Below are 25,161 nucleotides of genomic sequence, written 5' to 3' on the forward strand. Positions count from 1 at the left end.
AGTCAGGTTTCGGTTCAATGGACCGGCAACGGTTTTCAAAGCAAGGGCTCTCATTTACTGAAACGCATTTTGAAAACCGAAAGTTGGCCGGTTTTTAGGGTAAGAACCGCAAATTAACGGTTATGGCCTGATTCCGGTAAAAAAACCGAGTGAGCTGGGCACTTCAACGACTGCCACGGCAAACCCGGTTTTTTCCGGTTGTCGGCCCGGCTGCCGGCGGGCAAAAAAAAGTGCCAGCCTCTATTCGCTGTCAATCGCCCGAATTCGGTTATTTTGTGCATGAGACAACGACTCCCGGTTTGGATTTTCCTGTTCCTGCTCGGCGCCTGTACGGCCAAAAAACAAGCTGATAAAACGGATTTTGAGACCCTGCCGGTTTCGGCACTCTCCGGGAAGGAGCTGGCGATGGCGCACTGCAGCAGCTGTCACGCTTTTGTGAGCCCCGAACTGCTGTCCAAAACCAATTGGCGCGATGTGCTTCCGGCCATGGGGCACCGCATGGGAATCTACAGCAGTGGCGCAAGACCCGATAGTTTGTTTGATCCCGGCCTGAGCGGCACCCTGGTCCGAAACGCCGGAATTTATCCGGAAAAGCCGGTTTTGGCCCTGGAAGACTGGCGCAAAATCGAAAAGTATTACCTGGAGAACGCGCCGGACACCATCCTGCCGCCCCTTCGCCCGACTAAAATCCGGATCGGGCTGCCCCATTTCAGGTACCGGGAAACCGCCTTTTCGCACCGGCCCGCCCTGACCACGCTGGTCAAAATTCTTCCCGATAAGCGGGGCATCGTGTTCAATGATGGCAAAGGAGCCCGCAATGTTTTAACCTTTCTAACGCCCGATCTGAAAGAGAATTACAGCATGGGACTGGGCGCTACCCCGATTCAGTTTGATGAAAAAGCAAGCGACCTCTACATCACGACGGTCGGAAAAGGCATTTTTCCGAATGACGCCCCCGATGGCGCCCTGTTGCGGTGGGTGAAAAACGGCTCGGAACTTGGTTACAAACTGGGCAATGTGGCGATTCCCGGTTTACGGCGACCGGTTTTTATGGCCTTTGGCGATTTGGATACAGATGGGGCCGAAGATGTCGTGGCCTGTGAATTTGGGAATCAGACCGGGCAATTGGCCTGGTACAAAAACAACGGAAGAGGGGGCTACGACCGCCGGATTTTGCGGGAAAAACCGGGTGCCATCACGGCCATTATCAGAGATGCCAACCACGACGGGCTGCCGGATCTTTATGTGCTGATGGCCCAGGGTGACGAAGGCGTTTTTCTGTACGAAAATCAGGGATCGGGGGTATTTCGGGAAAAACGATTGCTGACCTTCCTGCCCCTCAACGGGTCGCAGCATCTGGAGCTGGCCGACTTTAACAAAGACGGTTTTGATGATATCGTCTATGTCAGTGGCGACAATGCGGACAAAACCCCGATTCTAAAGAAATCCCACGGTATTTATATTTTTCTGAACGACGGAAAAGCCAACTTCAAACAGGCGTATTTCTATCCGTTGAATGGCGCCTACAAGGCGATGGTACGCGATTATGATCTGGATGGTGATCTGGACATCGCGGCCATTTCGTTTTTTCCGGACTACGCCCGCTACCCGGAAGAAAGCTTTATTTATCTGAAGAATAAGGGAAACCTGAAATTTGACGATTATTCGTTTCCCGAAGCCCCGAAAGGGAGGTGGGTTGTCATGGATGCCGGCGACATGGATGCCGACGGTGATGTAGATTTAGTTTTAGGGTCGTTTGTGTATTTTACCCCGCAGGGTGACACCAGCGGACTCGGTGAAAAATGGCTGAAAACCGGTCCATCGGTCGTTGTTCTGGAAAATACGACCCGCTAGCCTTCACGGGGCGGTTTTTGCCGGTTTTTTTCGCCGAATAGCCTAAAGCGGTTCAGAATTACTTTTCGCTCTTTTGTCCCTGATTATAGCCAGTCCACACTTTTTTAGTTGAACCGTGCAACGTGCTGGCTCATCTTTGCATCACTACGTGACAACTGGCCCCGTGAAAAACCGCCCGTTTACCAGTCATCATTGCAAAATGACCATCTGTGTAAGATCAGGTTCTATGTAATGCACACTACCTAATTTTGCCACGTACTCTTTAGGGAGCCGAACAGTAAACAACACTTTTGAACACGTACCGGAGTAAACAACAACCTACTACTAACTCATGAAAACGTTTATCACTGCCGTGTGTGCATGGCTGTTTCTGACTTCTGCCATCGCCCAGAATCCCACCAAAGGCAAAGTGCGCGGGGTGGTTATCGACCCGGCTCAAAAACCCTCTGAATTTGTTACCATTCTCCTCTTAAAAGCCAAAGACTCCACGCTGGTTAAGGGCGTTGTGACCAACGACAAGGGCCAGTATGAACTTGATAATGTCGCCGAGGGCGGTTATCGGGTGGCCACATCGCTGGTTGGCTACAAAAAAGTATATTCCGATCCGTTTACGATCGACGCGGCCAATCCGGAGGTGCAGGTCAGAACGCTGACGATGGTGGAAGAAGCCAAAAGCCTGAACGAAGTAAAGGTAGTGGCGAAAAAACCGTTCATCGAGCAGGAAATCGACCGGACCGTTGTCAACGTCGAGAACAGCATCGTGGCCAGTGGCAACACGGCCCTGGAAGTGCTGGAAAAGGCACCGGGCGTAACCATCGACCGCCAGAATGATAACATCCAATTAAAAGGCAAATCCGGTGTGATCGTGATGATTGACGGGAAACAGACGTACCTGTCGGGTCAGGAGGTGGCTAACCTGCTGAAAAATACGCCGAGTGATAACATCGAGAAAATCGAAATTATCACGAACCCATCCTCCAAATACGATGCGGCCGGAAACGTGGGGATCATCAACATCCGAATGAAGAAAAACAAGAACTTCGGAACCAACGGAACGGCCATTGCGGGTGTCGGCTACGGGCGCTTTGAGAAAGCGAATGCCAGCCTGAACCTGAACCACCGCGTCGGCAAGATCAACGCCTTTGGCAACTACAGTTACTTCCACAACCGCCGGTTTCAGGAAAACGAACTCAACCGGGTGATTCCGTACAACGGCACGGTGACTTATTTCGATCAGAAATCGTACCGCCCCAACCGCTTCGACGGGCATACGTTCCGGACCGGGGTTGATTATTTCATCAATAAGAAAAGCACGATTGGTGTTCTGGCGACCGGTTTTATCAACGACTGGCAGCAGCCCAACGGGGTCAACAATGCCGTGATCCGGAACGAGCAGGGGCAGATCACGCTGAAACCGACGACCGCCGTTTCGGTGAAAAACAAGTGGTCGAACGTGACCGGGAATGTAAACTACAAGTATGATTTCGACGGCAAAGGCCGCGAGCTGACCGCCGACCTCGATTATTCGCGGTTCAACGGCGACTCGTACAATAACCTGAACACGACCTACCGGAACGCCAACGACAGCATTGCGCAACCGGCGGCCCTGGTTCGGAACGACATGCCGTCGACCATTGACATCTGGGCTTTCAAATCGGATTATGTGCATCCCCTGAAAAAAGGAGCGAAGTTTGAAGCCGGGGTGAAAAGCAGTTCGGTTCAGTCCGACAACAACCTGGTGTACGAAGACTATGTGGATGGCCGCTGGGTGGTGAATCCGGGGCAGAGCAACCGGTTTCAATACACCGAAAACATCAACGCGGCTTACGTGAACTACGCGGGGAAACTGGGCCGGAAAACGACGGTACAGGCGGGGCTGCGGCTGGAGCACACGTTCTCCCGCGGTAACTCGCTGACGCTGAACAAAGTTGTTGACCGGGATTACACCAACCTGTTTCCGACGGTTTTTGTCTCGCGCCAACTCGACACCAACAACGTGTTGAATCTGTCGTTCAGCCGCCGGATCGACCGCCCGAACTATCAGAACCTGAACCCGTTCCGGTTTTATCTGGACCCGTACACTTACCAGCAGGGGAATCCGTACCTGAAACCGCAGTTCACCAATTCGGTTCAGTTGACGCACGTTTACAAAGGCAAATTTTCGACCACGCTGGGCTACAGCCGCACCACCGACGTTATCGTGCAGGAAGTGCCGGGCCAGATTCCGGAAGAAAACATCACCTACGTGACGACGGACAACCTGGCGACGCTGGATAATGTGAACCTGACGATGAGTTTCCCGGTGGCGGTGACCAAATGGTGGAATATGCAGAACAACGTCAACATTTTTTATAATAAATACGACTCTCCGTACCTGGGAGCACAGTATAATGTCGACTTTGTTTCCTTTAATGTTTATACTTCACAGAACTTTGTCCTGCCGAAAGGGTTCACTGCCGAGGTTTTCGGCTGGTATAACTCAAAAAATATCTACGGTTTTTATACGTCGCAACCCCAGGGGGCCTTTGGATTGGGTGTGCAGAAAACCCTGATGAACAAGAAAGCGACGCTGAAACTGAACGTCAACGACCCCTTCTGGCTGAATAAATTCCAGGGATACGCCAAGTATCAGGATATCGATTTCAGAATTCGGGCGCGTTGGGAAAGCCGGATTGCCCGTCTGACGTTTACGTATCGTTTCGGCAACCAGAACGTGAAAGCCGCCCGCCAGCGGAGCACCAGTACGGAATCTGAACGCAATCGTGCCGGGGGCGGAAACAATTAAATAAACGTTAAATAAAGCAAACGGCGGACAGTTTTCCACCGATCCGCCGTTACTCTAATAGATAATTAGTTTAGGTTAAGAAAGCAGAAAGCCATTCCCACCTTGTGGAGTGGCTTTTTCGTTTTCTAAAAATAGTGTACCAACAATCAAATTCAAAATATTGTTTGGTAAAATAAATTTTTCTCCGTTAATAAAATGGCAGTTTTTGAGGAGTGAAAATTAAAAAATCATAAAAAAAGGTCCCTTGAAAGGACCTTTTTTGTGATTATCGGAATGATAAATTAGTATTTGGCTAATTTCGGTTTTCTAGTCCAAAGCCGCAACGCCCGGTAAGGTTTTGCCTTCCATGTACTCCAGCAAGGCACCACCGCCCGTCGAAACGTAACTGACGCGGTCGCCATAACCGGCATTGTTGACGGCCGAAGCCGAGTCACCCCCGCCGATGAGCGAGAAGGCATCGTTTTCTTCCGTGGCCTTCACCACCACATCCGCAATGGCGTTGGTACCGACCGCAAAATTCGGAAATTCAAACACGCCCATCGGGCCGTTCCAGAGAATGGTTTTTGACTTTGCCAGCACATCGGAAAACTGCTTGATGGTTTCCGGGCCAATGTCGAGCCCTTCCCAGTCGTCCGGAATTTGACCCGTTGCCACGGTCTGCCGGTTGGCGGTATTGGAAAAATCATCGGCAATCACGTTATCGACGGGCAGGTAAACCTGAACGCCTTTGGCGTTCGCTTTTTCGAGCAGTTCAAGCGCCAGATCCTGTTTGTCGGCTTCGAGCAGCGATTTTCCGATGTTCCCGCCTTTGGCTTTGGCGAAGGTGTAGGCCATTCCGCCCCCGATGATCAGGTTATCAACTTTGTCGAGCAATTTCTCGATGATCAGGATTTTATCCGAAATTTTGGCACCACCCATAATGGCCGTAAAGGGCCGGTCGGCGTTATCCAGCACCCGCTGCGCGTTGTCCAGCTCGGCCTGCATGACGTAGCCGCACACTTTGTCGGTGAAAAACTGCGCAATCACCGCCGTGGAGGCATGGGCGCGGTGGGCCGTTCCGAAGGCGTCGTTTACCCAGACATCGCCCAGTTTCGACAGTTTTTCGGCAAAACCGGCATCCCCTTTTTCTTCTTCCTTGTAAAACCGCAGATTTTCCAGCAGCAACACCTCCCCCGGTTTCAGGGAGTCGGCCTGTTCTTTGGCCGATTCGCCAATGCAGTCGTCGGCAAACTTCACGTCCACACCCAGCATGATCGACAGCGGACCCACGAGGTGTTTCAACGAATACTTATCTTCCGGACCGCCTTTCGGCCGCCCCAGGTGCGACATCAGAACGCAGGAACCGCCGTCTTTCAGAATTTTATTGATCGTCGGTAACGTCGCTTTCATGCGGGTGTCGTCCGTAATCTCGAATTTACCGTTCAGCGGAACATTGAAGTCCACCCGAATCAGGGCGCGTTTACCGGAAAAATTATAAGCGTCTAAGGTTTTCATACGACAGATTTCCTGTTAGTTGGCAAAATTCGCCCGAACTTAGGAGTTTTTACTTAAATGCCGTAACCAGACGATCAGCTTATTGAATTTGTGCTAAAATTAGCGGCACCGATCCAATTTCGTGATTTTCCTAAAAGGGGATCAGACCACACGGTAAGGCGTGGCCTGATCCCTCAGTTTTCGTACGGTTTTACATTTTTGCGCCACTCAATTTCAGATGAATGTCGATGGCCGGCAGGATATACCGCTCATCGGGCAGCGTGGGATCGGAACTGTTAGTGATTCCCCATTGGGTGCGGTCGATCTGGAGCTTGGCTTCCACCACCAACTGACGGTTGCTCACCTGAATTTTGGCGGGGAAATTAACCGGGTGGGTTTTACCCAGAATCGTCAGCTCGCCGTTTACCCGGTAGTTCGCGCCGGGCAAGCCCTCACTGCCCGAATAGGGCACCAGGCTGGTAATGGTATAGGTGATGCTGGGATGCAGAGCTATGTCGAAAAAATTGGCGGTTTGCAGATGATGAACCAACACCGGTTTCCCTCAAACCGGCACGCTCGTACTCAGAATCGATGAAACCGGAATGGTGAACGAACCACCGGTTACTTTACCTTCTCTGACAATCAGCGGCTCGCTTTTCACACAGATCGTTCCTTTGGTAGAGGTTGAAGGCAATGAACTCGCTGAACGCAAAGAAGATGCACTGACCAATGGAGACCCGCTGGTCGGGCACGGAAGCGGTTTTCCAGTCCCGGATGTGACCAAACAGCGTCTCGCTCAGGCGGTGATCGTTCGCCAGCTCATCAATCAGTTGCGCATGGTGTTTCTGAATGTGCGGCAGAATAAACCGGTCTTCGTGCTCGGCGTGTTCATCAAAAACCGGAGCAACTGCTCCAGTTGCTCGACCGTCGCGCGGGCTTCGGGCTGCGCCAGATCGGTCTGCTGCAAGCGGATGGCCGTGTCGAACAACATGCCCCGCAAGCCCTTGTGAATCGGATTAAAAACGTTATAGCGGTTTTCGGACATGGCTGCGGTTAGTTAACGGCGGTGGCTTCGATTTCGATCATTAATTCCGGCAAGGCCAGTGCCTTTACGTCAAGGAGGGTGCTGGCGGGCCGGCAATTGTTTGCTTTCAGGCGGTTGGTGATCTGATCATAAGCCGCAAAAAACGGCTCGATTGAAGTCGTGTAATAAGTGAGCCGCACGACGTCCGCCAGCGAATACCCGGCCTGTTGCAAAACCGTTTCCAGGTTGTCGAGGCACAGCTTGATTTGTTCGTCCATCCCGACCGCAACGGGTTGGTCCTCTGCGTTCATGGCCGCCTGACCGGCGCAATAAAGCGTGTGGGCCGGGCGCCCGGTATTGAAGAAATGCGACAGAAATAAATTTTTCACGTTCTCAATAAGGGGTTGTCAGCAAGCGGCTTAAGATTTGACTTCCCTGAAACTAGGAAGGTGGGAACAGCGCATGGCGGATGAGGAATAATAAATGTAAAATAAGGAATGCTGAATGGAAAAGGAGGCTGGCGCGCTTTGAACACGTTTACATTCAGCATTCCTTATGTATTATTGGTAGATTCTAAGCGGTTTTGCTAGCCGAAAAAGCCGCTAATACCGGTCGCCACTGCCTCCTCCGCCGAAATCGCCCCCCCCAAATTGCAGGTCGTCCTTGGGACCGAGCTGGCCCGAGGTAGCCTGAATGGTGGCAAGCGCTTCGGCATTGAGCAGAAACTCTTTTGGTGAATCTTCGTCGGGCCGGTCGGTAAACCCGTTGTGGGGCGCGCGCAAATACCGGATGAGCAAAACCGCCCCCAGAATAAGCGACAATCCGTTGATCACCAGGTAAAACTCCAGCGGGAAAAGCGGATGATAATACCGCCAGGTTGCCAGCGCAAGTCCCCAGCCAATAGCGCCCATAATCAAGAGCGGACGCTCTTTTTGCCGAATGCCGACATAAAGCATCGCAACCGGAACGGCGGTGGTCAGCCCCCAGAAGAGCGTTGCCCCGGCAATTTCCGGCGCTTCAGCGGGGCGCTGGTCCAGCAGCCAGTAATTGAGTTGCCGATTGGCGAAATAATTGCAACTGATCAGCAACAGGCTCAGCGACAGCCACTCCAGCAGAATAAAATTATCCCGCCAGTAAAGCAGATGATCCCGGTTTTCGTACAGCCGGGCCAGCACGTACAAACCCACGGCAACCGCCATCAGCACAAACGGAAGCACTTGTCTTCCGCCCGAAAATTCCAGCAACCCGTCGAACAAAACCGTGATGAGCGTGGCAAAGGCCGCCATCGTCAGCAGCAGGTCGCTGTAATACGCGATGCCCACCAGCAGAACGGGCAAGACAAACAAACCGTACTGCCAGGTCGGCAGGCTGTCGGGGAGGAGTCCGGTGAGTCCAACGGCAATCAGCGCCACCGTCGCGATCACCAGCGCATTGTCGATGCCCGATCGGTAATAGTTGCGGGTGTTGATCAGGTGGTAGGCCAGCAAACCGATGGCGAAACCGAAAAGCAGGTTGAAGACGTCGAAAACAACCCGGTTGCTCAGGGCATTGGACAAAAGCGAAAACAGGAGAAAATAACTCCCGCTGATGGCCACGATGGAAAAGACAAACAAACCGACTTCGATAAACCCGTTGGATTCGCGAAAACCGACCGGAAATTTCTCCTGGATCTGCTTCAGCTTGGCGTCATCGACCAAACCCTGCCGACGCCAGCGGGCGGCTTGTTCGAGGATGTGTTTGTTCCGGACCCAGGTTTCATGGTATGCTTTCATCCCATTGTGTGATTGAGTGACTTAGATTTTACGGCTGTTTGAGAGATAAACCGTGATCCCAATGCCGGTTATGATCCAGTACAGGTAGGTGGCTTCGTCGCGGAAATGCAAATAATGGAACACCAGATACGTCACGCCGATGTATCCGTAGAACGTACTCATCAGTAAAAACAGGAAGGAATGTTCCCGCCGGGCGTACCAGTCAAAACCGGCGCAGGCCACCGCCAGGGCCACGGCAAACGGGAGGTGCAGGGTTTCAAAATTAAATAAACCGGCGATGAGGGCAACCAGCAGCAGGTTCCCGGCAAAACTCAGGGTGGTGATCGTGAAATGGCGTTTGATGCGCCGGCGATCCAGTACCAGCGCGGCCGCCATCAGCACCAGGCTCAGGGCAACGGCCGACAGCAAAACCGTCATGTCTTTCAGGTTGCCTTTGAAATAGAATTCCAGCGGGCGAACCGTCACGCCAATCCACGAAATCAGGGCGGTCAGGCCCATCGCCAGCACCCCCCGGTGATCGAACAGGTAGGCCAGGCTCAGAAACAGGATGGCCGGCAGAAACGTTACCAAACCGTAACGGGTGCCGAAAAGCGTATATTGGTATTGTAAATAACCCTCCAAGGTCAGAAAAAGCAGGCAGCCCAGCAGCAGGGCATAGTCACCGAAGGGCGAGCGGCTGTGGCTGCGACCCGGGGTGAGCGGACCTTTGTAGCGAACGGCAAACACAAAGCTGGCGGCACAGACCACCGAGAGAACCAGAATAAGCAGGTTGTGCCCGATGCGGTCGATGTATTGGTAAATCAGCCAGCCCGTTCCGGTGGTGAACAACAGAATTCCGACGTAGAGCAGCGACCGTAATTCCCAATGGACGGAAAATAGTTTTTGGTCCTCAACCGATTGAATCACAGATCGTTGTTTCGGGTCAATGACGTGCTGATCGGCAAGTGCCTGTAATACCCGTTCCGGGGACATATTGACGAAAAATGGTGTTATAGATATAACAGTAAAGATGAACAAATGGATTGAAAAAAGGAGGAAAGGAGGAGGGAATAAACGCAAGATTCTGATTGCATCGGCTTATTTTCTTCCCTTTTCCTTCGCTCTTTTCTCCCTTTCCTGCTTAAAAACATGGCAACCAATACGCAACAGGTCGAACTCCCTCCGAAATATTACCTCGATTATTTTCGCTACCTGATCGGGTTTGTCCGGCGGATGTACGGACATTTGCTGAACGAAGCGGAAAAAGACTTTATTCGCCGGTTTGGGGACCTGACCGAAGATGCCCAGTGCATGTACGTGCGGTTCAGCAACCGCCGGAGCACCTTTTTTCGGATTCAGAAATTGCAGTACAAGGAAATTGACGACCTGCCGGCCGCCGTGGGCGAATTGCTCATCCACGGTTTTATCGAGCGCCTGAATCCGCACCACGAGGTGTTGGGCGAAGCCGTGCTGAACACGTTTACGAAGCCCGAATTGCTGGAATTGCTGCCGCTGGAACCGGAAGAACTCAAACCGCTCGGCAAGGCGAAAAAGGAAAACATTGTGCGGTATGCGCTGCACGAGCTGGCGTTCGACCGAATGGTGGAAAGCCTGACCCGGCACGAAACCGTCATTAAGCCGAATTTCGACGCGGAAGTGATGATGCTGAAATACCTGTTTTTCGGAAACCGCTCGGCCGATATGACCGAGTTTGTCATCCGCGACATGGGCATGGTGACGTTTGAACGGTATGACGAGTCGAAGCTGACAGCCCGGTTTGCCAACCGCAAAGAAGTGGAAGACAAGCTGCTGATTTCGCTGACGAACGAGGAGTTTCGCGAGCTGCGGGATTCGGTGACGCCCCCGGAAGACGTGTTCAACTGGTTTATGAACTGGGACGAAGTCAAGCCGAACCTGAGTGAGATTGCCCTGCCCGGCTACGCCAAACTGGTGACCCACGTAGGCGGTTATCTGGAACGGCAGAAAATGCCCGAACAGGCCATGCAGGTCTATAACCTGACCGACCGGGTTCCGGCCCGCGAACGGCGTGTGCGTTTGCTGTTCCGGTCGGGTCTGACGGAGGAAGCTCTGGCACTTTGCGACGAAATCGCCCTGAATCCGCAGAACGCCGATGAGCGGTATTTTGCCAACGATTTTCGGGAGAAGATGATGAGCGCCGGGGAAAAAAAACGCAGCCGGAAAGCGACCACCCGGTTTTTGTCCGACGCCGAAAGCGTCGGCGTTCCGGCCATTTACCGGCACCACGTTGAAGCGGGGGTCATGAATCACTTTCTGGAAACCGGCTGGGAAGCGGCTTTCACCGAAAACTACCCCTGGCGCGGGCTGTTTGGGCTGGTGTTCTGGGACATAATTTACGACGCGAACGTGCAGGCCATTCACCACCCGCTGCAACGCGCCCCGTCGGATTTTTACCTGCCCGATTTTTACGTGAAGCGGGAAGCGCAGTTGAAAAAACGGTTGGCGGATCTGGCAACGCGGGCCGACTGGAAGAAACACATCGAGACGGTTTTTTTCGAGAAATACGGCATTACGAACGTGCTGGTCGACTGGAGCGAAGAACTGCTGAACCTGAACCTTCAGATGGTTGAATTGCTGGAACCCAAGCAGTTGGGTCTGATTCTGCTCGAAATTTCCCGCAACCTGCGCGAAAATACGCGCGGTTTTCCGGATCTGCTGATCTGGAACGAAGCGGGCGAGTACGAATTTGTGGAAGTCAAATCACCGACCGACCACCTCGGCGCGCAGCAGTTACACTGGCTGGAGTTCTTCCAGATGATCGGGGTTAACGGGCGGGTGTTGCGGGTCATCTGGACCGCTTGAGTCGATTTTATGGAATAATTCGTGCGAGACGGTTTTTTCCGGGCACGAATTCCCCAGGTCATTATAATAGAATTAGTCTAAATAAATGATTTTGTCTACTTTTGTTGCTTCGGACTCATACTCCGTTTACCATTAACCAAACCATTCCAAGTAGATGAAAATCCTCCAAATGCGCCTGTTCATGGCGGTTTTATTTTTCGGAATTTCGGTATCGCCAATTTCGCCGGTTTTTGCGCAGGCCAAAAAAGGGCCGGTCGTTCTGAGCCTGAACGGAACGGACGCTATGCAGTTTGACAAGAAAGAGTTTAAAGTCAAAGCCGGACAAAAAGTAAAATTGACGCTGAAACATACGGGTAAATACGCCAAACAGGCGATGGGCCACAATTTCGTCCTGTTGAAATCCGGCGTCAATATTGCCGACTTTTCGTCGAAAGCCAATCTGGCGCGCGACGACGAGTACATTCCCAAATCGGAAGCCGCCAACATCATTGCCCATACCAAGCTGCTGGGTGGGGGCGAAAGTGATACCATTGAATTTACGGCTCCCAAGAAAGGAACCTATCCGTTTATTTGCAGCTTTCCGGGTCACTACGGATTGATGCAGGGAAAGTTTATCGTCGAATAAGGCAGTCAATTGGCATAATGGGGCCGGATCGGTGGGGGTACATCCTTGCGGGTCCGGCCCTAATTATTTTACGAAAAATTAAACCTTCGGGGCAAACCATTGTCATAACAGGGAGAGATGCGGAAAAAGCCGGTCGAGTGTTGGCGGATATGATGCAGCCTTTTAACTTTGCTAGCCCAAGTCCGTTGGTAATCATAACTCATAGCTTTAATTGTATTTACATGAAAAAAACGTTTGGATTGCTCATTGCGGTTGCCCTGACCGCAATTGCCGTCGACAGTAACGCACAAACCGTGATCCCTGACGACATCAAAGGGTTGCTGCAAAAGAACGCTTGTCTGGCCTGTCACAATCCGGACAACCGTTTGGTGGGTCCTCCTTACAAAGAGGTAGCAAAGAAAAAATACACCGACGCGCAGATTGTCGAACTGATTTATGACCCAAAACCGGAACACTGGCCCGGTTATCCACCGATGGCTCCGCTGAAAAGCGTCCCGAAAGACGAAGCCCTGAAAATGGCCAAGTGGATTAATTCGCTGGACGGGGGCTCGAAAGCACCTGCTAAAAAAGCGGCCGCCAAGAAAAAAGCCTAAATTCTGAAGCGTAACCAATACCTGGAATCTCTGCCGAAAGCAGGGATTCCGTTTTTTATGCCCGGCCGGTTTTTCGTTAAAAAGGCGGTTTTAACGGCCCCAGGTTGCCAAAAATAAGGAGAACGGAAGATGAAAAAATACGGATTTGTCCTGATCGCCCTGACGTTGATTGCGGGCGGCTGTCTGCAAAGTAATGTTGAACAAACGCCCTGCAATCCGGCGCCGGTAACGGTGAAGGCTCCTCAGGCCGAGATTACGGCGCTGAAAAACTTTATTGATACCAGCAAGATCACAGCGACGGCCGACGATCGGGGGTTTTATTACACCATTCATGCCCCGGGAACGGGCGAAAAACCGACGGTCTGCTCGGCCGTGACCGTCAACTACGTCGGCCGGTTGACCACCGGGAGCACCTTTGACAGTGGCAACGGCATCCGTTTCGGGCTGGGGCAATTGATCACGGGCTGGCAGGAGGGGATTCCCCTGATTGCGCCCGGCGGCAGCATTACGCTCTACTTACCTCCCAGTCTGGCGTATGGATCTCAGGCGGTGGGCAGCATTCCGGCCAACTCGATCCTGGTCTTCAAGATTGATCTGGTTGGCGTGAATTGATAAAAATGATGACGGTTTTGAAAAAAGCGCCGTCCATAAAAACCGGTAGCGGTACGCTGAACGTACCGCTACCGGTTTTTTGTGGATTCTATCTGGTAATTTCATCCCAGATTTTCAGAATTCGTTGAGTTCGTAGACTTGAAGTAGCTGGCTCTAAATGCACCGAAATTCCTTCATAAATGCTGGGATGAGCCAACAACTTTTTCAACTCGTCAACTAAATACAGCCGCACCGAGTCGGGACTCTTTTTAATTTCTCCAGCAACTTCCTCGCGGTTGTCAAAAATATAGATCATATCTTCAAAATCACTGTTTCCGCGAATATCGTGTCCGTGCCGGTGGGACTTAAATGCTTCCAGTTTCGAAGCTAAGAAGTAAGGCGCTGTAAAAATGAAAACCGTATGGTCGGCATCAATTTCATATGGTCTGGCCTGTTCAACTCCTTCCGGATACCATTTATTGCTAAATCCCAGACTCGATGATTCTGTCGGCATTACATCCACGATAATGTTCTGGTAGATATACCGGCAAATTACACCCGATAGGATGTCGTTCGAAAAACCGAGTTGTACTAACTTCTGCTCTAGCTCGGTAGTGTCGCTGTAGCGGACCAGTGCAACCACGACATCAATATCCTGGGTAGGTCTTGGTTCGGCCGCAGCCGGATCTGTCGCGTATAATTGAACCGTAGCTCCGCCTACAAAAACAAACTTTTCAGGCAAATTAGCCAACGCATCGGCCACATGACACAAATGTGCCAGATTCACATCCTGAGGCATCAGTTGGGTAGTAGGCGTTTTTTTAATTCTTCAACGGCAATATTCACTTCGCGGGATTTCCCAATTCGGATTGCATCGGTCAATGCCAGTAGTTCATACAGTTTTTCGTCATTTTTAATGGCGATGTCAACGGTATGGTATAGTGGTTCAATGGCCTGGCCCCGGGCCGGGCCATCGGCATTCGGCCATACATACACTTCAGTGGATGAAATGATAGCTGAAAGCGGTTTCGCTGAATGCGCAGTCGGAATTCCCCGGACGATCGCGCCGGGTTGTTGCGGAAAGACGTATTTCAAACCGTATTGCAGAAAATCCAGTAAAGCGAGCGATCGTACTTGTTTATTCGTAGAATCGTATAATCCCGCGTAAGCGGACCGGGCCAGGGATTCGGTCACTTCAGCCGGGCTGATGCCAAGCTCAGTCGCAATATTTTTTTTTATTAACGGGCTATTGAAAAAAAGTTTTCCTGGACGATTTTTTATATGGGCAGATACCTTTAGCAGAATCATAACGTCCTGCGGTCGCATACCATTATGCTTTTTCATAATTTGCGATTTGCAAATCGCAAATTATGAAAAAGCTGGAGAATAAGTGAGAAAATTATTCGACGGAAATTCCCTTACGAATTAATAAGCACCAATAGTAAACACCTAATTTGCTAATGTCGGTGCTGATGTCTACCTCAATAGTAATTCTAGGAGGAACATCGGTGTATTCTTTGAAATTTTAGCTGGAGTCAAAATCTGTTGATCGTAGACTCTAATAGCATTCGAAATAATACTTCGGTGATCCGGATGAACGCCGGATTCACTGCCAAAAACGGCCTTTCTTAAAACCCTTCATCGACGGGCGGCTCGCTGAAAATCCGCTGGCGAACGGCTTCGTACAACACCACTCCGGTGGCCACCGATACGTTCAGCGATTCGACCTGCCCCACCAGCGGAATGCGGGCGTGGTGGTCGGCCAGTCGCAACAAGTCGTCCGAAATACCGTCGTCCTCCGAACCCATGACGATCGCCGTCGGGCCGGACATATCAACGTCGTAAAGGTAATGGTCGGTTTTTTCGGTACAGGCCACGACTTTAATGCCCGACTCTTTCAGGTATTTTATCGTCTCTTCCAGATGCACCTCGCGGCAAACCGGCAAATGGCTCAGCGCGCCCGAGGACGTTTTCATGGCGTCGGCGTTGATCAGGGCGGTTCCCCGAGCCGGAATAACGATGCCCTGCGCCCCTGCGCACTCGGCGGTCCGGGCAATGGCGCCGAAGTTGCGCACGTCCGTAATCCGGTCGAGCACCAGCAGCAGCGGCACCTGGCCCTGCTCATACACCCCCGCAATGACATTCGAGAGCTTGGCGTAGTGAATCGCCGACACGAAACAGATGGCTCCCTGGTGGTTTTTGCGCGTAATCCGGTCCAGCTTTTCGGCCGGAACCCGCTGAATGGTCACGCGTCGTTCGAACGCCAGTTGCTGAATTTCGGGAAAGCTGCCTTCTTTGACCAGATACAGCCGATCGATATCCTTGCCCGAACGCAGAATTTCGGTAACGGATTGAATGCCAAACACCATCTCCTCGCTGGAGTATTGTTTGGGCTTACTGTGATGATACGGATTTACTCGCGAATTGCGCCGGTTCTCCATGCTTCGACGACGGGATACCAGACGGGTTGATATTCGACATATCGCACCAGTTCGTAGTGATCCTCAACAAATTGATTGGGTTTTCGATTAAATGTAAAGTTGATTTCCGACACGTTGGCCCGCTGGTTATAGACCCATACCTCACGGTCGCGGCTGCGCTGCACCCGGTCGGGCGGACCCAGCACAATGTAAATCATGCCTTTGTCGGTTTTCCAGCCTTCTTTATAGGTCGTAAATAAGCGGTTGGCTTCTTCAACCCGACCGTAATAGGCCCGGATAGCGCCCCGTGCCAGACTCTGGTCACCGCCCATCATCGTGAGCCAGTAGCGGTCGAGGGCTTTTTTGAAGTCCGCAGCCGAGTTGAGCCCGTTGATTTCGGTGTTGGTGCTCACGTATAAAACCGGTTTGACCAGTTTTTCGGGACGGGTCAGTTTCGGAAACCGGTTGTCGGTCACCATCAATCCGAGTCCGTAAGCGTCGGCGGTGTCTTCCAGAAAATAATACAAACCCTCATCCGGCAGCGAAAACGGCTGGTTGGTCGTCACGCTCAGGGTCGAATCGATGTTCAGTGTTTTGGCCGCGGGGCGGGGCGTGGTGTTCATCGGCGACTGGGCGGGGTCGAAATCGTGCCGGTAGCGGTAGAGGTGCAGCGATTTGGAAACCGCCCCGTTGACATCCCGGATGACGACCGTATCACCGGCACCGACAAAATGATGCTGGTGCGGCAGGTTGGTTTTGGGGTCGAAAAGCGCAAACCGGTCGCTGAGTTTTACCACTCTGAACCGAATGGGCAGATCGTTCAGCACTTTCCGGCCGGAGCTGATCTCGGTAATTTCGTTCAGCATCACCCCGTTAATGGCGTTAGCCGGTTTTTTGACGTCAAAGAAAACCGTCAGCACATCGCCCGATTCGGGTGACGTTTCCCGGATCACGGACTCGGCCGTCAGCGGTACGTTGCCGTAACCTAGCCGTTCGCGGCTGTTGTAGTCCGGATAAATGACGTAGTTGAGCATAAACCGGGAGGTGAAATCCTCGACGGTAGCATGCTCGGTGCCTTTGCGCACCATCAGGTTCATATACACCCGGATGGATGAAGAGTCTTTGCCCAGAAAGCGTCCTTTGGTTGACACCACGCGCCAGTTGCTTTGCGCGGGAGCCGATTGGGCTGTCGATTGCGCCGGTTCCGAAGCCGGGCGGCCCGGCGAACGCTCCGGTGTGCGATCAGCCGTTCGTTGACCCGACCGCTCGGTCTGGCCAACGGTGTTTTCCGTGGTTTTGCTGCGTTTACCGGAAGCACAGGCCCCGAGCAAGGTCGCACAAAGCAGGATAATTACGATTCTCATACGGTTCATATACTAGTCTTCCATACAACGAACAAAACCGCCAATCCCGTTAAAGCCAGTCGCTTATTTCTTTGCCAGGTAAAAAAAATCCAGACTTCCGGCGGGCGTGTTCGTCAACTGATAATCCGTGTACTGGATTTCGGCCGCCAGACTGTCTGCTTCCAATAACTTATTTCGGTTCAAACGGTTCAGCAGATCGTACGGAACCTGGAGCATCCAGCGGGGCAGGCGGTGTTGCAGGTCGAAAACATCGTACCGCGTAATTTTCTCGACCGACTTCTTGTTCTGCTCGTAGTAATCCATCACCTTGCCGTTGCCGTGAATCCCCTGCGTTTCGACCTTTGGAAAATACCGCAGTATCAATTTTTTCAACTCTTCGGCTGTGTATTCCCGAACGTGCCACGGATTGCGCGTGAGCGAAAACAGGCGGTTTACGGTGGTTAACAGCAGGGTGCCCCCCGGTTTCAGGACCCGAAAGGCTTCTTTGATAAACAGATCGTCGTTCTCAATGTGTTCGATCACCTGAAACGTCACAATATAGTCGAACGAATTGTCGGTCAGGCCGCTCAGGGGCGGAATGTTGGCCTGAATAAACGTCGATTTTGGGTATTCCTGCCGAAGCGACTGAATCAACTCGGTGTTTTTGTCAATGCCGGTATAGTGCGCAGCCGCCTGGGTCAGCAGTTGCAGTCCGCGTCCCCAGCCGCAGCCGATTTCCAGCACCTTGCCGCGCACGATCTGGGCAGCTTCGACGTACGGAAACAACAACCGCTGGTGAACGGGGTTGTCGGAGGCAATTTCGGCGGAGGTAATTTCAGTGGTTTTATACATAGGTCGTGAACTCGGATTCCGCGGATTAGAAGATGGCCAGGCTGTAAAACCAAGGAGAATTCCGTCGCAAGGGAGTCGCCGTTGTGGTCAGGCCCATCAGGTATACCGTACTTCAAAGATACGGCATTTACCAGAGCTTTAAAATCTTTCGGATCTTAGCTTTCCTCCTTACCGGCTCGGTTGGTCTGTTTGATGGCTTTACCAATGGCATCCCATTGCTCCGAACTCACCGAGTCCAGGTGATTGAATTCGCCCGCAGCCAGCACCTCCCCGCCGTCGATTGTGATGCATTCGCCGGTCATGTACGCTGAATAATCGGACAGGAGATAAGCCGCCAGATTGGCCAGTTCCTGATGGTCGCCCACCCGTTTGAGCGGAATCCGGCTGCCGGGGTCCAGCAGGTTGGCGATCGGTTCCGGAAAAAGCCGGTCCCAGGCGCCTTTGGTCGGGAATGGCCCGGGCGCAATGGCGTTCAGGCGAATGCCGTACTTGGCCCACTCGGCCGCTAACGATTTAACCAGGATCAGGGCGCCCCCTTTCGCCACCGCCGACGGCACTACGTACCCCGAACCGGTGGTGGCGTAGGTGGTTGAAATGTTCAAAACCGTACCCGGAATGTTGTGCTCAATCCAGTATTTCCCGACAGCCAGCGTAAAATAATACGTGCCACGCAGGACAATATCGACCACCACATCGAAGGCTTTGTACGACAGCCGCTCGGTCGGACTGATAAAATTACCCGCCGAGTTGTTTAGCAAACCGTCGATTCGGCCAAACCGTTCGATGGTTTGCGTAAGGACAGCCTCGATTTCCTGCGGATTCCGGACGTCGCAGGCCAGCGCCAACACCTGACCACCGGTTTCGGCCATCAGCTCGGCGGCCGTGGCTTCCAGAACGGGCAATTTCCGGCTGCAAATGACGACGTTGGCGCCCAGCTGCAAAAAATACCGGCTCATCGATTTTCCCAAGCCCGTTCCTCCGCCCGTCACAATAATGGTTTTATCTTTTAATGCATCCTCACGGAGCATTCCCTCGGCTTTGATCATCCGTTTGCTGGTTAAGGGTTGATTGGTTTTCAGTTGCCGTTGATCGGATGTGTTGAACGATAAACCATCAACGATAGACCATAAACCATAAACTAACACTATTTTCGCGCGTAAACCAAAACCGTATGCATCCCGAAACTCTCGCTATTTACCAAAACCGGGTGGTCGACGCCAACGCCGGGGCTGTTGCTCCGCCCATTTCCCTCAGCACGACGTTTGAACGGGATGCCGACGGGACCTTTCCGCACGGCCACGTTTACGCCCGCACCAGCAACCCCAACCGAAACGCGCTCGAACTCGCGCTGGCCCAGCTCGAAGGCGGTTTTGACGGACTGGCGTTTAGCTCGGGACAGGCCGCGACCATGACGCTGCTGCTGGGACTCCGGCCGGGCGATCACGTCATCATCCCCGACGATGCGTACCACGGCACCCCGGCCCTGCTGGAAGAACTGTTTCATCCGTGGGGACTGACCTACACCCGCGCCGATTTTACGGACCTGACCCATATTCAGGCGTCGATTCACGAAAATACCCGGCTGATCTGGATCGAAACGCCGTCAAATCCCCTGCTGAAAATCGCCGACATCCAGGCCATTGCCGCGCTGGCGCACCAGGCCGGGGCGTGGTGTGTCTGCGACAACACCTGGGCAACCCCCATTCTGCAACGTCCACTCGACCTGGGCTGTGATGTGGTGATGCATTCAACCACCAAGTACATCGGCGGCCACAGCGACGTGCTGAGCGGGGCGCTGGTGTTCAGAGAAGATGGTGAGCTCTACCAGCGCGTTCGGCGGTTTCAGCTGCTGGGCGGGGCGGTGGCGGCTCCGTTCGACTGCTGGATGCTGCTGCGCGGTATTAAAACCCTGACGACCCGCATTCGGGCGCAATCGGCCACGGCGCTGCAACTGGCGGAATTTCTGAACCGGCACCCGGCCGTCGAAGCGGTGTACTATCCGGGGCTGGAAACCCATCCGGGCTACGCAATTGCGCAGAAACAGATGGCCATGTTCGGGGCCATGCTGTCCGTGCAGATCAAAGACGGAGCCGAGGCTGCGATGGCGGTGGCCGGTCACGTCCGGCTATTTACCCGGGCCACGAGTTTAGGCGGGGTTGAAAGTCTGATCGAGCACCGGGCGTCGGTGGAAGGCCCGAACACGACGACGCCCCAGAATCTGCTGCGCATTTCGGTGGGTCTGGAACACGCCGACGATCTGATTGCCGATCTGGAACAGGCGTTGTTGCACGCAAAACCGGCTTAAACCGTCAGCAGGCGGTTTTGGAGTTGCGTTAACTGTTCGCTCAGCGTCCAGAGCTGGCGGGCGTTGTGGTCACTCTGGGCCGCTGCACTGGGCACTTTGGGCCGGCTTTTGGCAAAATACAAACCGGTTTCGTTGGTAATCTCCGGCGAAGATGCCAGGTAGATGCTGGTTTCGGCGCCCTTCTCGGGACTGATGAAAAAAGGCCGCATCAGATTAAAGACCAGGCTTTGAAAATTACCGATGGTTTGACCAAAATTGGTTTTGACAGCACCCGGATGCAGGCTGTTCGAGGTGATGCCATCGGTCGCCAATCGCTTGGCTAATTCGTTCGAAAACAGAATGTTGCACAATTTGGATGCCCCGTAGGCCCGCATACCGTCGTACGATCGCGGCTTGGCCAGTTCTTCGAGGATAAAACCGCGATCCCAGCGGTGGGCTTCCGACGAAACCGTGATGATGCGCGACTGGTCGCCTTTCCGAAGCAAGGGCAGCAACAGATTGGTGAGCAGGAACGGACCGAGGTGATTGGTTGCCAACGTCAATTCGATGCCTTCGGGCGAATACTGCTCGCTGCCAATGTACAAACCGGCGTTGTTGAGCAGCACATCGAGCCGGTCGTAGCGATCCGTGATTTCGTGAGCCGCCTGCAAAACCGACGTCTGGCTGGCGGTATCGCACCAGATCAGATCGACCCGCCCGGTTTTGCTGACCTTCTTGATCTCCTGACGAACGGGCCGGGCCTTGTCCATATTTCGGCAGAGCATAATGAGATCGAAGCCTTTCCGGGCCAGTTCCAGGGCCGTTATTCGCCCGATTCCGGAGTTCGCACCGGTGATCAGACACGTTCGCGCTTGCATACGACTTGATTCAGGTTACGTTAGTTGGTACTACCAGTAACCCGGAAGCAAAGGAGAAGTTTAGTGGAAAGTTGAAATAGCGAGTCTAAGCTCCAAGCCTGAAAGGCTTGGTAGCTCAGTTTATCTCACGGCTTCCTGTTCGCGCTGGAACAGTTCGACCAGGGTGTTAACGGCGTAGTCCACTTCTTCTGCTGTCGTGTACTTGCTGAATGAAAACCGGATGGCGCCCCGCTCAGGGTCGTTGTGGGGGAGGGCCGACAGGACGTGCGAGCCGAGGTTGGAACCGCTGGTGCAGGCGCTTCCGCCCGAAGCCGAAATTCCGGCAATGTCGAGGTTGAACAACAGCATGTCGCTCAGGTCCGAAGCGGGCAGGCCGACGTTCAAAACCGTGTACAAACTTTCGTCGAGGTGGGCCGACCGGCCGTTGAACGAAACGCCGTCCAGCCGTTCGCGGAGTTGGGCGATCATCCGGTTTTTCAGGCTTTCGATGGCTTGCCGGTGCTGGTCCATCCCGGCGTAGGCCAGTTCCAGTGCTTTGGCCAGACCGACAATGCCGTAGACGTTTTCGGTGCCGCCCCGCATGTTTCGTTCCTGCGAACCACCGTGTACAAACGGATGGATCGGCCCGCGACCCGATTTAGAGTTGGCGTTTACGTACAGAAAACCGACTCCCTTGGGGCCGTGAAATTTGTGGGCGGCTCCGACAATAAAATCGACCGGAAGATGCTGTAAATCATGGCGATAATGGCCCATCGTTTGAACGGTATCGGAATGAAAAACCGCCTTGTGTTCCAGGCAGAGCGTACCGACGGCTTCCAGATCGAGCAGGTTGCCGATTTCGTTGTTGCCCTGCATCAGCGAGACGAGTGTATCCGGGTGTGCGCGCAGCAGTTCCTCCAGATGGGCCAGATCAACGCGGCCGGTTTCGTCCACGTCCACCAGACTCAGTTTGATTTGGCCCTGCTTCGCCAGGTATTCCAGCGTATGGAGCACGGCATGGTGTTCGAGGGGCGAGGTGATGGCGTGCGTCAGACCGTAGGTTTCGATGGAACTGCGGAGGGCGGTATTATCGGCTTCGGTGCCGCCGGACGTAAAGAAGATTTCGGCGGGGGAGGTGTGCAGCAGCGTCGCGACGGTTTTCCGAGCCCGCTCAATGGCCGTCCGCACTTTTCGCCCGTGCGAATGAATTGAGGAAGGATTGCCGAAGTCTTCGGTCATTAACGGAAGCATGGCCTCCAGGACCTGCGGATCGAGCCGGGTCGTGGCAGCATTGTCAAGGTAAGCGCGCATGGGATGTCGTGTAATACCCCGCAAAGGTACAAAATTAGGAAGCGACCCCAAAACTGGCTTTCGTTGGCTGAAAAGCCGGTTTTGGGGGTCCATATACGGGCTTTTAACGCTTATCGGCGATCACTTCCTTGATATCCGAAATGATTTTATTGGCCAGGTAATCGGCCGTTGAGAGCGTGTCGGATTCGGAATAAATCCGGATGATGGGCTCAGTGTTCGATTTGCGCAGGTGAACCCACTCCTTATCGAACTCGATTTTAACGCCGTCGATGGTGTTGATGGGATTTTTGGCGTATTTGGCCTTGATCCGATCCAAAACCGCATCGACGTTAATGTCGGGCGTGAGTTCGATTTTGTTTTTGGAAATGTAGTAATTCGGGTAAGTCCGGCGGAGAATCGAAGCCGATTTGCCAAATTTGGCCAGGTGGGTCAGAAAGAGCGCAATCCCCACCAGCGCGTCACGGCCCAGGTGCAGATCGGGATAAATAATGCCCCCGTTGCCTTCGCCCCCGATGGCGGCATCGACTTCTTTCATCATTTCGACCACGTTAACCTCGCCCACCGCCGACGCCGAATGTTTGCCGCCGTACTTCTGCGTCACGTCGCGCAGGGCCACCGTCGAGGAAAGGTTGGAAACCGTGTTACCCGGTTTTTGATCGCTGGTGCGGTTTTTCAGGACGTAATCAGCTACGGCCACGAGCGTATATTCTTCGCCAAACGGCGAACCGTCTTCGCAGATCAGCGCCAGCCGGTCCACATCCGGATCGACCACGATGCCGAGGTCGTATTCGTTTTTCTCAATTTCCAGAATGATGTCCCGCAGGTTTTCGGGCAGCGGTTCCGGGTTGTGCGCAAACTGGCCGGTGGGTTCACAATGCAGCCGATTGATCGCTTCGACGCCTAGGGCTTCGAGCAGCATCGGCACCACGATGCCGCCGGTGGAGTTGACCGCATCAACAACAATCCGGAATTTTCGGGCGGCCACGGCTTCTTTGTCAACCAGCGGCAGGGCCAGAATCGCGTCGATGTGTTTTTGCAGCCAGGTAGTGTCGGTGCGGCAACTGCCTAATTTCTTTACGTCGGCAAAGTCGATGGCTTCCGATTCGGCAATGGCGAGAATATCGGTTCCGTCTGTTTCGGAAATAAACTCCCCGGTTTCGTTCAGTAACTTGAGGGCATTCCACTGAATCGGGTTGTGGCTGGCGGTCAGGATGATACCGCCGGCGGCCTGTTCGCCCGTTACGGCCAGTTCCACCGTCGGGGTGGTCGATAAACCCAGATCGACTACGTTCAGCCCCAGTCCCTGGAGGGTGCCGGCTACTAATTTCGAGACCATTTCGCCCGACAGCCGGCCATCCCGTCCGATGACGACCGTACGGTTATTCGGGTGTCGTTGCCGGAGCCATTGTCCGTAGGCGGCTGCAAACTTCACTACATCCAAAGGCGTAAGACCATCGCCACTGCGCCCACCAATTGTTCCGCGTATGCCGGAAATCGACTTGATTAATGCCACGTTATCAGAAATGATTAAATAAACCGAATGGTTAAATGGACGTACTGGCTAAAAAGGAGTGAGCGGTTTTCCGGGTTTATGCGAACCATTCAACCCTTTTAACCAGCCAGGTATTCAATCATCCAGCCACCGAAAACAAATATAACTCCTTTTTTCCATCCCCAATTTATTCGGTGCCGGTTATCGCCACCGTTGCGGTCATTGTTGAGCGAGCGGCCCCCCGGAATGTACCGGCCAGGGGCGCCAGCCGGTCGTGAAAAAATGAAGAGGCCAGCGAAACATGGTGGTTGATGACGACCGATCCCTCCGTTGGATCGAAGCCGCGCCAGCCCGCCCCCGGCAGATAAACTTCCGCCCAGGCGTGGAGCTCGTGCTCCTGCTGGGGATTGCCGTACAGATAACCGCTGACAAACCGGGCGGCCAGCCCAATGCTCCGGCAGGCGGCAATGTACAAAACCGCATAGTCGCGGCAGGAGCCTTTCCGGGAAATCAGCGTTAGCTCGGCGGACGAAGCCGGCCCCACCTCGCGGGTTTCGTACACAAAACCGTTGCGGATGGTGGTGCAGAGGTGCGACAGAAACGGGACGGTTTGCCACTTGGCTTCCGACGCGATCTGGCGGGCGTATTGTTCGATCAGCGTCGTTACGGCCGATCGTTCGAGGTAGGGTTCGAGCAGCTTCCGGTCAGCCTCCGCGTACTGGAAGGGAATGCGCTGGGTTTCGAAGGGAAACAGGACAAAATCGTAGGCATTGTACAAATCCGACTCCACTTCCATCTCGGCCCGCACCACCAGCGATTCGGTCAGGTTGTTGCTATAAATCAACTGCTGAACGTTGCCTTCAATATCGACGTTCCGGACCAGTTTGCTGGGCAGGGGGTCAATCTGCAGTTGATAATCGAGCAGCCGTTGATGCGAATAAATCCGGGGGTACAAATACAAAGTGTGCGGTTCGAGTGCTACCGCTTCGGAGTAGTCGTACCGGAGTTCATGTCTGACCCGAAGTTTCATTGCTGTGTGGTGCTGGTTAAGGGGTACGGTCGGAT

General features: G+C 53.4%; 23 protein-coding genes. 7 read left to right on the forward strand and 16 right to left on the reverse strand.

Annotated features, from left to right (window positions below):
* The first annotated feature begins 279 nt into the window (after nt 1–279).
* Together ACYVHX_RS19805 and ACYVHX_RS19810 are read left to right on the forward strand one after the other, a co-directional pair.
* Complete coding sequence (locus tag ACYVHX_RS19805; RefSeq protein WP_460673416.1) at nt 280–1,854, forward strand: FG-GAP repeat domain-containing protein; 1,575 nt, start codon at nt 280–282, stop codon at nt 1,852–1,854.
* Nucleotides 1,855–2,185: 331 nt separating this feature from the next.
* A complete protein-coding gene (locus ACYVHX_RS19810) occupies nt 2,186–4,639 on the forward strand; it encodes a TonB-dependent receptor (protein WP_460673417.1) in 2,454 nt (817 codons plus the stop codon).
* A 306-nt stretch (nt 4,640–4,945) separates the two neighbouring features.
* Here ACYVHX_RS19810 and ACYVHX_RS19815 read toward each other — a convergent pair whose 3' ends face one another.
* From ACYVHX_RS19815 to ACYVHX_RS19840, 6 genes are all read right to left on the reverse strand, one after another.
* On the reverse strand, nt 4,946–6,133 hold the full coding sequence (locus ACYVHX_RS19815; protein ID WP_460673418.1) for a phosphoglycerate kinase: 1,188 nt from the start codon (nt 6,131–6,133) through the stop codon (nt 4,946–4,948).
* Between the two features lie 190 nt (nt 6,134–6,323).
* Complete coding sequence (locus ACYVHX_RS19820) at nt 6,324–6,665, reverse strand: YceI family protein (RefSeq protein ID WP_460673419.1); 342 nt, start codon at nt 6,663–6,665, stop codon at nt 6,324–6,326.
* Nucleotides 6,666–6,938: 273 nt separating this feature from the next.
* A complete protein-coding gene (locus ACYVHX_RS19825; RefSeq protein ID WP_460673420.1) occupies nt 6,939–7,157 on the reverse strand; it encodes a hypothetical protein in 219 nt (72 codons plus the stop codon).
* A gap of 8 nt (nt 7,158–7,165) precedes the next feature.
* Nucleotides 7,166–7,525, reverse strand: coding sequence for a RidA family protein (locus tag ACYVHX_RS19830; protein ID WP_460673421.1), 360 nt, complete (start codon nt 7,523–7,525; stop codon nt 7,166–7,168).
* 213 nt (nt 7,526–7,738) lie between these two features.
* Complete coding sequence (locus ACYVHX_RS19835) at nt 7,739–8,908, reverse strand: hypothetical protein (protein ID WP_460673422.1); 1,170 nt, start codon at nt 8,906–8,908, stop codon at nt 7,739–7,741.
* A gap of 21 nt (nt 8,909–8,929) precedes the next feature.
* A complete protein-coding gene (locus ACYVHX_RS19840) occupies nt 8,930–9,880 on the reverse strand; it encodes a DUF2157 domain-containing protein (RefSeq protein WP_460673423.1) in 951 nt (316 codons plus the stop codon).
* Between the two features lie 156 nt (nt 9,881–10,036).
* On the opposite strand from ACYVHX_RS19840, the gene ACYVHX_RS19845 reads away from it, so the two are divergent.
* The 4 genes from ACYVHX_RS19845 (at nt 10,037) to ACYVHX_RS19860 (ending at nt 13,558) form a co-directional block, all read left to right on the forward strand.
* Nucleotides 10,037–11,728: a VRR-NUC domain-containing protein gene (locus ACYVHX_RS19845; RefSeq protein WP_460673424.1), complete on the forward strand. Its 1,692-nt coding sequence runs from the start codon at nt 10,037–10,039 to the stop codon at nt 11,726–11,728.
* A gap of 154 nt (nt 11,729–11,882) precedes the next feature.
* Nucleotides 11,883–12,353 (forward strand): azurin, encoded by a 471-nt coding sequence (gene azu / locus ACYVHX_RS19850; protein WP_460673425.1) that lies wholly within the window; start codon nt 11,883–11,885, stop codon nt 12,351–12,353.
* Between the two features lie 221 nt (nt 12,354–12,574).
* Complete coding sequence (locus tag ACYVHX_RS19855) at nt 12,575–12,946, forward strand: c-type cytochrome (RefSeq protein WP_460673426.1); 372 nt, start codon at nt 12,575–12,577, stop codon at nt 12,944–12,946.
* Between the two features lie 129 nt (nt 12,947–13,075).
* The gene (locus ACYVHX_RS19860; protein ID WP_460673427.1) at nt 13,076–13,558 is read left to right on the forward strand and encodes an FKBP-type peptidyl-prolyl cis-trans isomerase; all 483 of its coding nucleotides are present in this window, start codon (nt 13,076–13,078) and stop codon (nt 13,556–13,558) included.
* 88 nt (nt 13,559–13,646) lie between these two features.
* Here ACYVHX_RS19860 and ACYVHX_RS19865 read toward each other — a convergent pair whose 3' ends face one another.
* From ACYVHX_RS19865 to ACYVHX_RS19890, 6 genes are all read right to left on the reverse strand, one after another.
* The gene (locus ACYVHX_RS19865) at nt 13,647–14,336 is read right to left on the reverse strand and encodes a hypothetical protein (RefSeq protein WP_460673428.1); all 690 of its coding nucleotides are present in this window, start codon (nt 14,334–14,336) and stop codon (nt 13,647–13,649) included.
* Nucleotides 14,336–14,881 carry a hypothetical protein gene (locus tag ACYVHX_RS19870; protein WP_460673429.1) on the reverse strand — a complete coding sequence of 182 codons (546 nt, stop codon included), beginning with the start codon at nt 14,879–14,881 and terminating at the stop codon, nt 14,336–14,338. Before ACYVHX_RS19870 ends, ACYVHX_RS19865 begins: the two co-directional genes overlap by 1 nt.
* Before the next feature lie 284 nt (nt 14,882–15,165).
* Nucleotides 15,166–15,978, reverse strand: coding sequence for a 23S rRNA (guanosine(2251)-2'-O)-methyltransferase RlmB (rlmB, locus tag ACYVHX_RS19875; RefSeq protein WP_460673430.1), 813 nt, complete (start codon nt 15,976–15,978; stop codon nt 15,166–15,168).
* The gene (locus ACYVHX_RS19880) at nt 15,951–17,321 is read right to left on the reverse strand and encodes a GWxTD domain-containing protein (RefSeq protein WP_460673431.1); all 1,371 of its coding nucleotides are present in this window, start codon (nt 17,319–17,321) and stop codon (nt 15,951–15,953) included. Before ACYVHX_RS19880 ends, rlmB begins: the two co-directional genes overlap by 28 nt.
* A 63-nt stretch (nt 17,322–17,384) precedes the next feature.
* Nucleotides 17,385–18,152: a class I SAM-dependent methyltransferase gene (locus tag ACYVHX_RS19885; protein WP_460673432.1), complete on the reverse strand. Its 768-nt coding sequence runs from the start codon at nt 18,150–18,152 to the stop codon at nt 17,385–17,387.
* A gap of 155 nt (nt 18,153–18,307) precedes the next feature.
* On the reverse strand, nt 18,308–19,198 hold the full coding sequence (locus ACYVHX_RS19890; protein ID WP_460673433.1) for an SDR family oxidoreductase: 891 nt from the start codon (nt 19,196–19,198) through the stop codon (nt 18,308–18,310).
* Between the two features lie 125 nt (nt 19,199–19,323).
* Here ACYVHX_RS19890 and ACYVHX_RS19895 point away from each other — a divergent pair, with 125 nt between their 5' ends.
* Complete coding sequence (locus ACYVHX_RS19895) at nt 19,324–20,457, forward strand: trans-sulfuration enzyme family protein (protein ID WP_460673434.1); 1,134 nt, start codon at nt 19,324–19,326, stop codon at nt 20,455–20,457.
* On the opposite strand, the gene ACYVHX_RS19900 is transcribed toward ACYVHX_RS19895, so the two are convergent.
* From ACYVHX_RS19900 to ACYVHX_RS19915, 4 genes are all read right to left on the reverse strand, one after another.
* Nucleotides 20,454–21,314 (reverse strand): SDR family oxidoreductase, encoded by an 861-nt coding sequence (locus ACYVHX_RS19900; protein ID WP_460673435.1) that lies wholly within the window; start codon nt 21,312–21,314, stop codon nt 20,454–20,456. The two genes, ACYVHX_RS19895 and ACYVHX_RS19900, sit on opposite strands and share 4 nt — an antisense overlap.
* A 120-nt stretch (nt 21,315–21,434) precedes the next feature.
* A complete protein-coding gene (locus tag ACYVHX_RS19905) occupies nt 21,435–22,604 on the reverse strand; it encodes a cysteine desulfurase family protein (protein WP_460673436.1) in 1,170 nt (389 codons plus the stop codon).
* 103 nt (nt 22,605–22,707) lie between these two features.
* Entirely contained in the window at nt 22,708–24,117 is a 1,410-nt protein-coding gene (gene glmM, locus ACYVHX_RS19910; protein WP_460673437.1) for a phosphoglucosamine mutase, read from the reverse strand.
* Between the two features lie 166 nt (nt 24,118–24,283).
* Nucleotides 24,284–25,126 (reverse strand): transglutaminase family protein, encoded by an 843-nt coding sequence (locus tag ACYVHX_RS19915; protein WP_460673438.1) that lies wholly within the window; start codon nt 25,124–25,126, stop codon nt 24,284–24,286.
* Between the last annotated feature and the right edge of the window lie 35 nt (nt 25,127–25,161).

The sequence above is a fragment of the Larkinella ripae genome (assembly GCF_054780775.1).

Bases quoted from the DNA above. Each gene is read 5' to 3' on its own strand.
- ACYVHX_RS19870 (WP_460673429.1), bottom strand. From the start codon at position 14,881: ATGAAAAAGCATAATGGTATGCGACCGCAGGACGTTATGATTCTGCTA.
- ACYVHX_RS19835 (WP_460673422.1), bottom strand. From the start codon at position 8,908: ATGAAAGCATACCATGAAACCTGGGTCCGGAACAAACACATCCTCGAA.
- ACYVHX_RS19825 (WP_460673420.1), bottom strand. From the start codon at position 7,157: ATGTCCGAAAACCGCTATAACGTTTTTAATCCGATTCACAAGGGCTTG.
- ACYVHX_RS19865 (WP_460673428.1), bottom strand. From the start codon at position 14,336: ATGCCTCAGGATGTGAATCTGGCACATTTGTGTCATGTGGCCGATGCG.
- ACYVHX_RS19900 (WP_460673435.1), bottom strand. From the start codon at position 21,314: ATGCAAGCGCGAACGTGTCTGATCACCGGTGCGAACTCCGGAATCGGG.
- azu (WP_460673425.1), top strand. From the start codon at position 11,883: ATGAAAATCCTCCAAATGCGCCTGTTCATGGCGGTTTTATTTTTCGGA.
- ACYVHX_RS19885 (WP_460673432.1), bottom strand. From the start codon at position 18,152: ATGTATAAAACCACTGAAATTACCTCCGCCGAAATTGCCTCCGACAAC.
- ACYVHX_RS19890 (WP_460673433.1), bottom strand. From the start codon at position 19,198: ATGATCAAAGCCGAGGGAATGCTCCGTGAGGATGCATTAAAAGATAAA.
- ACYVHX_RS19855 (WP_460673426.1), top strand. From the start codon at position 12,575: ATGAAAAAAACGTTTGGATTGCTCATTGCGGTTGCCCTGACCGCAATT.
- ACYVHX_RS19805 (WP_460673416.1), top strand. From the start codon at position 280: ATGAGACAACGACTCCCGGTTTGGATTTTCCTGTTCCTGCTCGGCGCC.
- ACYVHX_RS19810 (WP_460673417.1), top strand. From the start codon at position 2,186: ATGAAAACGTTTATCACTGCCGTGTGTGCATGGCTGTTTCTGACTTCT.
- ACYVHX_RS19880 (WP_460673431.1), bottom strand. From the start codon at position 17,321: ATGAGAATCGTAATTATCCTGCTTTGTGCGACCTTGCTCGGGGCCTGT.
- ACYVHX_RS19895 (WP_460673434.1), top strand. From the start codon at position 19,324: ATGCATCCCGAAACTCTCGCTATTTACCAAAACCGGGTGGTCGACGCC.
- ACYVHX_RS19860 (WP_460673427.1), top strand. From the start codon at position 13,076: ATGAAAAAATACGGATTTGTCCTGATCGCCCTGACGTTGATTGCGGGC.
- ACYVHX_RS19905 (WP_460673436.1), bottom strand. From the start codon at position 22,604: ATGCGCGCTTACCTTGACAATGCTGCCACGACCCGGCTCGATCCGCAG.
- ACYVHX_RS19840 (WP_460673423.1), bottom strand. From the start codon at position 9,880: ATGTCCCCGGAACGGGTATTACAGGCACTTGCCGATCAGCACGTCATT.
- ACYVHX_RS19845 (WP_460673424.1), top strand. From the start codon at position 10,037: ATGGCAACCAATACGCAACAGGTCGAACTCCCTCCGAAATATTACCTC.
- rlmB (WP_460673430.1), bottom strand. From the start codon at position 15,978: ATGGAGAACCGGCGCAATTCGCGAGTAAATCCGTATCATCACAGTAAG.
- ACYVHX_RS19915 (WP_460673438.1), bottom strand. From the start codon at position 25,126: ATGAAACTTCGGGTCAGACATGAACTCCGGTACGACTACTCCGAAGCG.
- ACYVHX_RS19815 (WP_460673418.1), bottom strand. From the start codon at position 6,133: ATGAAAACCTTAGACGCTTATAATTTTTCCGGTAAACGCGCCCTGATT.